Here is a 7,336-nt window from a genome sequence, read left to right as displayed (position 1 = left end):
TGCGCCTGGCGAGCCCTGCGCCGGTCCCGGGAGAACCTGGCCTTCTGGCGCTGGCTCGTGACCTACCGCCGAAGGGCGCTACCCGTGGTCATGGCCGCGATCGCGGAGCACGCCGGCCACGCCGAGCTGCACGTACTCCACGGTCCCCGGGCGGTCAACGAGTTCCTGCGGGGGCGGCTGTAGTGACCCGGCAGGTCGCCGACCGGCTCGTTTGACCAGCATCGTGATGACGGGTCACCGGTATCGAACACAACTCGGTCAGGAGCGCACGGCCTCCGCGACCCGTTCCCACCGCCGCCGTGAGGCATGACAAAGCGTTGCCAAATTCCGTGCTTACTGTGGGCAGCCCCCCACCCACTCCGGGGGGCGGCCCCGGTCCCATTCTACCGGTGGGGGGCGACAAAATCCCTGGTCGTGGCGGGCTGTGGATAACTTTCGTGGGTGGGTTCGAGCGAAAGGGACACTCGTGCGACTTTCGAGAGTCAGTTTCGTTGCCGGAGCCCTGTCGCGGCCGGAGCCCTGTCGCGGCCGGGGCCGAGGGCGCGGTGGCCGGGGCCGGGGCGACGCAGGTCTCGCCCGGCCAGCTTCCGCTGCCGCACCGCGGCGTCCGGGCGCGCTCCCGCGTTGAGATAGGTCAGCGGTCGATCGCGCGGGCGCCCAGTTTGTCGGTGAGCAGCTTCATCACGTCCGCCTCGGGGTCGTGGGGGACGGCCTCCTCGGTCGGTTCCGGGGGGGCGTCCTCGAAGTAGTCGTCGTCCGGGGGCTCGGGTGGCGGTGGCTCGTCGGCCGGCGGTGCCGCAGGTGCGGGGGCCGGCGGTGGTGGGGCGGCGGCACGCGGGGGTTCCGGTGCGGGGGCCGGCTCCGCGGCTGGCGCCGGGCGCTTGAAGGTCGGCGGCTCGGTGCGGGGCTTCGTCGCGGCGGATTGCGTCGCCGCGGCTGCGTTCTGGGTCGCCGGGACGCACTTGACCTGCCAGTGCCCGGGGATGACCTCGCCGAGGGCCTTGGCGATGGCGTCCGCGTTGCGTGGTTCGGCGAGGCGGCGGGCGAGCGGGGCCGCCGGGTGGGCGATCACCACGGTGTCGCCCTCGACCGACTGCACCATCGCGTTGGTGAGCATGGCCTCGGTGCTGCGGCTGTTCCTGCGGACCGCGGCGAGCAGGTCCGACCACAGCCTTCGGATGCCGGCCGCGTCGATCGCGCCGCCGACCGCGGGAGCGGCGGCCGGATCACTCGCACCAGAGGTGTCGTGAGCCGCCCCCGGCGCGGCGGACGTCGCGCGGGTGGCGGGCCACTCCCCGCTCGCCGCGCCGCCAGCGGGGGGCGCCGTAGCCGGGGTGGCAGCCACGGCCGCGGCTCGGCCGGCCGGCGGGACCGCGGTCGACCCGGTGGGGGTGGTGGCAGGCCAGTCGCCGCCGGCGGCACTGTGATCGGCGGCGGGCGAAGCGGTTGGTGCCGAGCCGGCAGGCACCGCGGCGGGTCGGCCGGCGGCCGGTCGCCGCTCGGCAGCCGGTGCGGCGGCGAGAACCGGCGCGCGGCCGGCAGGTTCGGCGGTGGCGCTCGGGGCGGGTGGGGCTGCTGCCGCGACCTGCCCGGCCGCCACCCCGCGTTCGATGCGTTCCAGGCGCTGCAGCACGGCCGAGTCGGCGGCCGCGTCCGTCGGTACCGCGCCCGGGAGGAGCATCCGCGCGCACAGCAGTTCCAGCAGCAGCCGCGGCGCGGTGGCGCCACGCATGTCGACGAGCCCGGTGTGGACGATCTCGGCGAACCTGGTCAGCGTGGCCGGACCGAACTGCTCGGCCTGCGCGATCATCCGGTCCAGCTCGTCGGCGGGCGCGTTGACCAGCCCGCTCGTCCCCGCCTCCGGCACGGCACGCAGCAGCACCAGGTCACGCAGCCGGTCCAGCAGGTCGGCGGCGAACCGGCGGGGGTCGTGCCCGGCCTCGACGAGCCGGTCGACCGTGCCGTACACGGCCGCGGCGTCCCCGGCGGCCAGGCCGCCGACCATGTCGTCGATCAACGCCCCGTCGGTGACGCCGAGCAACGCCACCGCCCGCTCGTAGGTCACCCCTTCGGGGCCGGCACCGGCGAGCAGCTGGTCGAGCACGGACTGCGTGTCACGCGCCGAGCCGCCGCCGGCGCGGATGACCAGCGGGTACACCGTCGGCGCGACCGTGGCGCCCTCGGCGGCGACGTTGCGTTCGAGCAGGTCACGCATCGCGCCGGGCGGGATCAGCCGGAAGGGGTAGTGGTGCGTGCGGGACCGGATGGTCGTCAGCACCTTGTCCGGCTCGGTGGTCGCGAAGATGAAGATGAGGTGCTCCGGCGGCTCCTCCACGATCTTCAGCAGGGCGTTGAAGCCCTGCGTGGTGACCATGTGCGCCTCGTCGATGATGAACACCCGGTAGCGCGAGGAGGCCGGTGCGTAGAAGGCCCGGTCACGCAGCTCACGCGCGTCGTCCACGCCACCGTGGCTGGCCGCGTCGAGCTCGACCACGTCGACGTTGCCGGGACCCTCCGGCGCGAGCGAGATGCACGAGTCACACGTGCCGCACGGGTCCGGCGTCGGCCCCTGCTCACAGTTCAGCGAGCGCGCGAGGATGCGCGCGGACGACGTCTTGCCGCAGCCACGCGGGCCGGAGAACAGGTACGCGTGGTTGACCCGCTTGGCCAAGAGCGCCGTTCGCAGCGGTTCGGTGACGTGTTCCTGCCCGACGACCTCGGCGAAGGTTGCCGGGCGGTACTTGCGGTAAAGGGCGAGCGCCACGCCGCGACCTTACCCGCCACCACCGACACCCCGGCCACCACGGCCCGCTCCGGAAGCGGCCCGCTACACTGGTCTACGGATCCCATGCGGCGTCCATCTCGTGAACCTCCCCAGGGCCGGAAGGCAGCAAGGATAAGCGAGCTCTGACGGGTGCGTGGGATCCCTTTTTCGTTTGCGCCTGTAGAGCGAACCCCGTGCCACGATCGAGTGCACCCGATCAACAGATCTTGGCTGATCACCCGCGGCCTTGGTTGCCTTCTCGCATGCAGCCGTTCGAACTGCCCGAGTTCTACATGCCCTACCCGGCGCGCCTGAACCCCAACCTCGAGCAGGCCCGCACGCACAGCAAGGCGTGGGCGTACGAGATGGACATGATCGACGTGCCGCAGCACGGCACGAAGATCTGGGACGAGCACGACTTCGACTCGCACGACTACGCGTTGCTGTGCGCGTACACCCACCCGGACTGCTCGCGCCCGGACCTGGACCTCGTCACCGACTGGTACGTCTGGGTCTTCTACTTCGACGACCACTTCCTCGAGCTGTACAAGCGCACCCGCGACCTGCCCTCGGCCCGCGCGTACCTCGACCGGCTGGCCGCGTTCATGCCCGTGACCGGCGAGATCACCGCGACGCCGGAGAACCCGGTCGAGCGCGGCCTCGCGGACCTGTGGACGCGCACCGTCCCGTCCCACTCCGAGGACTTCCGCCGTCGCTTCGCGCTGAGCACCAAGCACCTGCTCGACGAGTCGCTGTGGGAGCTGGCGAACATCGACGAGGGCCGGGTGTCCAACCCGATCGAGTACATCGAGATGCGGCGCAAGGTCGGCGGCGCGCCCTGGTCGGCGAACCTCATCGAGCACGCGGTCGGCGCGGAGGTGCCGGCCGAGATCGCGGCGAGCCGGCCGATGACCGTGCTGCGGGACACGTTCGCCGACGCCGTCCACCTGCGCAACGACATCTTCTCCTACGAGCGCGAGGTGCTCGACGAGGGCGAGCTGTCCAACGGCATCCTCGTGTTCGAGAAGTTCCTCGGCATCTCCACGCAGGAGGCCGCCGACGCCGTCAACGACCTGCTGACCTCGCGGCTGCACCAGTTCGAGCACACCGCGCTGACCGAGGTGCCGCCGCTGTTCGCCGAGCACGGCATCGACCCGGCGGCGCAGGTCGGCGTGGCCGCGTACGTGAAGGGCCTGCAGGACTGGCAGTCCGGCGGGCACGAGTGGCACATCCGGTCGTCGCGCTACATGAACGAGAAGGCGGACCGCTTCGACGGCCTGGGCATGGCGGCGACGCGGATCGCCCGGTCACTGGCCAGCACGGCACCGCAGCGGCTGCGGGCGTTCTCCCACACGCCGTTCGAGAAGGTCGGCCCGGTCACGCTGCCGGAGATGTACGTGCCGTTCGAGCCGCGGCTGTCCCCGCACCTCGACCGGGCCCGCGAGACCGTCGTCACCTGGTCGCACTCGATGGGAATCCTGTCCGAAGGCATCTGGGACGAGCAGGCGCTGCGTGACTACGACCTGCCGCTGTGCGCGGCCGGCCTGCACCCGAAAGGGTCCCCCGAACAGCTGGACCTGGCTTCGCAGTGGCTTGCGTGGGGCACTTACGGTGACGACTTCTATCCGCGCGTGTACCGGAACGATTACGCCGCCGCCCAGGTGGCCACCGCGCGGCTGAAGGAGTTGCTGCCGGTCGAGCTGTCCGTGCCGACGGTGTTGCCGGCGAACGCGCTCGAACGGGGTCTCGCCGACCTGTGGGCGCGGACGGCCGGTCCCATGCCGGCGGCCGGGCGCCGCCTGCTCCGCCAGGCCACAGTGCGGATGCTCGACAGCTGGGGGTGGGAGCTGGACAACCACCGCCTGAACCGCATCCCGGACCCGGTGGACTACGTGGAGATGCGCCGGCGGACGTTCGGCTCCGAGCTGACCATGAGCCTCTCCCGGCTCTCCCACCTGGACAAACTCCCGGCCGCGGTGTTCGGGACCCGCCCGATGCAGTCGCTCGAGAGCTCGATCATGGACGCCGGCTGCCTGCTCAACGACATGTTCTCCTACCGCAAGGAGATCGAGTTCGAGGGCGAGGTGCACAACGCGGTCCTCGTGGTGCGGAACTTCCTCGGCTGCTCCCAGGAGCGCGCGTTCGAGGTGGTCAACGACCTGATGACCGCGCGGATGAGGCAGTTCGAGCACGTGGTCGAGCACGAGCTGCCCGCGCTGGTGAAGGACCTGGCACTGGACCGCCGCGCGCTGGCGGCGTACGTCCAGGAGCTGCGCGACTGGATCGCGGGCATCCTCGAGTGGCACCGGGGCTGCCACCGCTACAGCGACGCTGACCTGCGGTCGGCGGTATCGTCGGCGCCGGCGAGGGTGGGTGCGCTGACCGGCCTGGGCACCTCGGCGGCACGGGTGCCGGCGGCGCGCTGAAACTTTTTCCCGAGGACTGTAGAGGACGCCCCCGGCACTCCGACGTACCCGCGAAACGCCCCGGACGGGACACGAAGGAGACCACCGTGAAGTACATGTTGCTGATGCACGGCAGCCAGACCATCGACGCACCGCCGATCCACACGTGGACGCTGGCGGACATCGCCGCGCACATCCAGTTCATGCACGACACCAACGCGAAGCTCGTCGCCGAGGGCGAGTTCGTGGAGGCACAGGGCCTGGCCGGCCCCGACGACGCGAAGGTCGTGCGTGCCGGCCGGACCGGGACCCCGGAGGTGACCGACGGTCCGTTCCCCGAGTCCAAGGAGTTCCTCGCCGGCTACTGGGTGCTCGACGTGGAGAGCGAGGACCGGGCGATCGAGGTCGCGGCCACCGTCTCGCTGGCGCCCGGACCGGGTGGCGCGCCGCTCCACCTGCCGATCGAGGTGCGCCAGATCATGTCGGCGCCGTCGGCCGACGCGTGAGTGTTGCGATCGAGGACCTGCTGCGTACGGAGGCGCCGCAGGTCCTCGGCGCTCTTCTGAGACGACATGACGACTTCGCGGCCGCGGAGGACGCCGTGCAGGACGCGCTGATCGCGGCCGCCACGCAGTGGCCGCTGTCCGGGATGCCGGACTACCCGCGCGGATGGCTGATCCAGGTCGCGAACCGCCGAATGCTGGACCACGCGCGCAGCGAGGTGGCCCGCCGACGGCGTGAGGAGCAGCACCCGGTCGAGGAGCCGCCGCCGGTGCCCGACCAGGACGACACGCTGATCCTGCTGTTCATGTGCTGCCATCCCGCGCTGAAGCCGTCCACGGCGATCGCACTGACCCTGCGTGCGGTGGGCGGCCTGACCACGGCGGAGATCGCGGGCGCGTACCTGGTCCCCGAGGGGACGATGGCCCAGCGCATCTCCCGGGCGAAGCTCAGGATCAAGGAGTCACGGGTCCCGTTCCGCCTGCCGACCCCCACCGAGCGCGCTGAACGGCTGGCCGCGGTCCTGCACGTGCTCTACCTGATCTTCAACGAGGGCTACACCAGCAGCGCCGGCGCGGCCCTGCAACGCCGCGACCTGGCCACGGAGGCAATCCGGTTGACACGCGGCCTGCACGCCGTGCTGCCGGCCGACGCGGAGGTGACGGGCCTGCTGGCGTTGATGCTCCTGACCGACGCACGCCGGGACGCGCGCACCGGGACGAACGGCGAGCTGATCCCGCTGACGGAGCAGGACCGGGGGCGCTGGGACCGGACGCAGATCGCGGAGGGCGTGGCGCTGATCACCGCCGCGCTGCCACAGGGTCCGGTAGGCCCGTACCAGGTCCAGGCCGCGATCAACGCCGTCCACGACGAGGCACCGACGGCCGAGGAGACGGACTGGCCACAACTGCTCGCGCTGTACGGCGTCCTACGCGGCATGACGGACAACCCGATGGTGGCCCTCAACCACGCGGTGGCGTTCGCGATGGTCCACGGCCCCACCGCGGCACTGGACCTGCTGACAACCCTCGCGGCGGACAAGCGGATCGCCCACCACCACCGGCTCCACGCCGTGCGCGCACACCTGCTGGAGATGGCGGGCCGGAAGGAGGCGGCCGCGGAGGAGTACCGCAAGGCCGCATCCCGCACGGCAAGCGCCCCCGAACAGCGCTACCTGACCCTCCAAGCAGCACGAACACTGTCCGACGGACCGAACCACCAGCCGTTTTGAGCCCCGAACCCCACCTCCGGTACCCTCTTCGACGGAGGATTCGCATAGTGGCCTAGTGCGCACGATTGGAAATCGTGTTGGGTGTTAAAGCCCTCGCGGGTTCAAATCCCGCATCCTCCGCGCTTGACCAGGCAGAACGCCCGGTGTCCGTGATCTTGGACGCCGGGCGTTCGCTGCGTCTGGACGACGAGGTCTCAATCTGGGTCTCAGTTGCGACCACACCGTACTGAGACAAGCCACGATCGGTGGACCTGTCGCCATGTCATGGGTGCCCATCTTCGTCACCTCGGCGGGATGAGCGCGCCGGACAACATCACAACCCAGTTCGACCCTCGCTGTGGTGAGCACGTCGCCACTACCGACTCCTTAACGATGCCGCACTTCCCGATGAGTTGAAGATCAACACTGTCTACGGCGTACACGACCGTGGCAGCT

Annotated in this window: 5 protein-coding genes, 1 tRNA gene and 1 other RNA gene; 6 read left to right on the top strand and 1 reads right to left on the bottom strand. The window is 71.0% G+C overall.

From position 1 onward, the window contains the following. Window positions 1-183 (top strand): hypothetical protein (locus ACJ73U_RS46725; protein WP_407784256.1); only part of this gene is annotated, 183 nt, incomplete at its 5' end. A gap of 451 nt (window positions 184-634) precedes the next feature. On the opposite strand, the gene ACJ73U_RS46720 is transcribed toward ACJ73U_RS46725, so the two are convergent. Next, window positions 635-2,764 carry a DNA polymerase III subunit gamma and tau gene (locus ACJ73U_RS46720; RefSeq protein ID WP_407784255.1) on the bottom strand — a complete coding sequence of 710 codons (2,130 nt, stop codon included), beginning with the start codon at window positions 2,762-2,764 and terminating at the stop codon, window positions 635-637. Window positions 2,765-2,838: 74 nt separating this feature from the next. On the opposite strand from ACJ73U_RS46720, the gene ffs reads away from it, so the two are divergent. The 5 genes from ffs to ACJ73U_RS46695 all read left to right on the top strand — a co-directional run bounded on the left by ffs (window position 2,839) and on the right by ACJ73U_RS46695 (window position 7,021). Beyond that, an RNA gene (ffs, locus tag ACJ73U_RS46715) (signal recognition particle sRNA small type) lies at window positions 2,839-2,933 on the top strand. Between the two features lie 94 nt (window positions 2,934-3,027). Next, window positions 3,028-5,190 carry a terpene synthase family protein gene (locus ACJ73U_RS46710; RefSeq protein WP_407784254.1) on the top strand — a complete coding sequence of 721 codons (2,163 nt, stop codon included), beginning with the start codon at window positions 3,028-3,030 and terminating at the stop codon, window positions 5,188-5,190. A 95-nt stretch (window positions 5,191-5,285) separates the two neighbouring features. Beyond that, the gene (locus tag ACJ73U_RS46705) at window positions 5,286-5,675 is read left to right on the top strand and encodes a YciI family protein (RefSeq protein WP_407784257.1); all 390 of its coding nucleotides are present in this window, start codon (window positions 5,286-5,288) and stop codon (window positions 5,673-5,675) included. Further along, window positions 5,672-6,901, top strand: coding sequence for an RNA polymerase sigma factor (locus tag ACJ73U_RS46700; RefSeq protein WP_407784253.1), 1,230 nt, complete (start codon window positions 5,672-5,674; stop codon window positions 6,899-6,901). Before ACJ73U_RS46705 ends, ACJ73U_RS46700 begins: the two co-directional genes overlap by 4 nt. Before the next feature lie 33 nt (window positions 6,902-6,934). Further along, window positions 6,935-7,021: transfer RNA gene (locus ACJ73U_RS46695), tRNA-Ser, on the top strand. The last annotated feature ends 315 nt before the right edge of the window (window positions 7,022-7,336 follow it).

The organism is Actinophytocola sp., from assembly GCF_045807065.1.
GTDB lineage: Bacteria > Actinomycetota > Actinomycetes > Mycobacteriales > Pseudonocardiaceae > Actinophytocola.
Note: the sequence above shows the minus strand (reverse complement) of the source record. Positions and strands in the feature narration are given on the sequence as shown.

What these genes read in the sequence shown, in the direction of transcription:
- ACJ73U_RS46705 (WP_407784257.1), top strand. Translation starts at nt 5,286, where the DNA reads ATGTTGCTGATGCACGGCAGCCAGACCATCGACGCACCGCCGATCCAC.
- ACJ73U_RS46710 (WP_407784254.1), top strand. Translation starts at nt 3,028, where the DNA reads ATGCAGCCGTTCGAACTGCCCGAGTTCTACATGCCCTACCCGGCGCGC.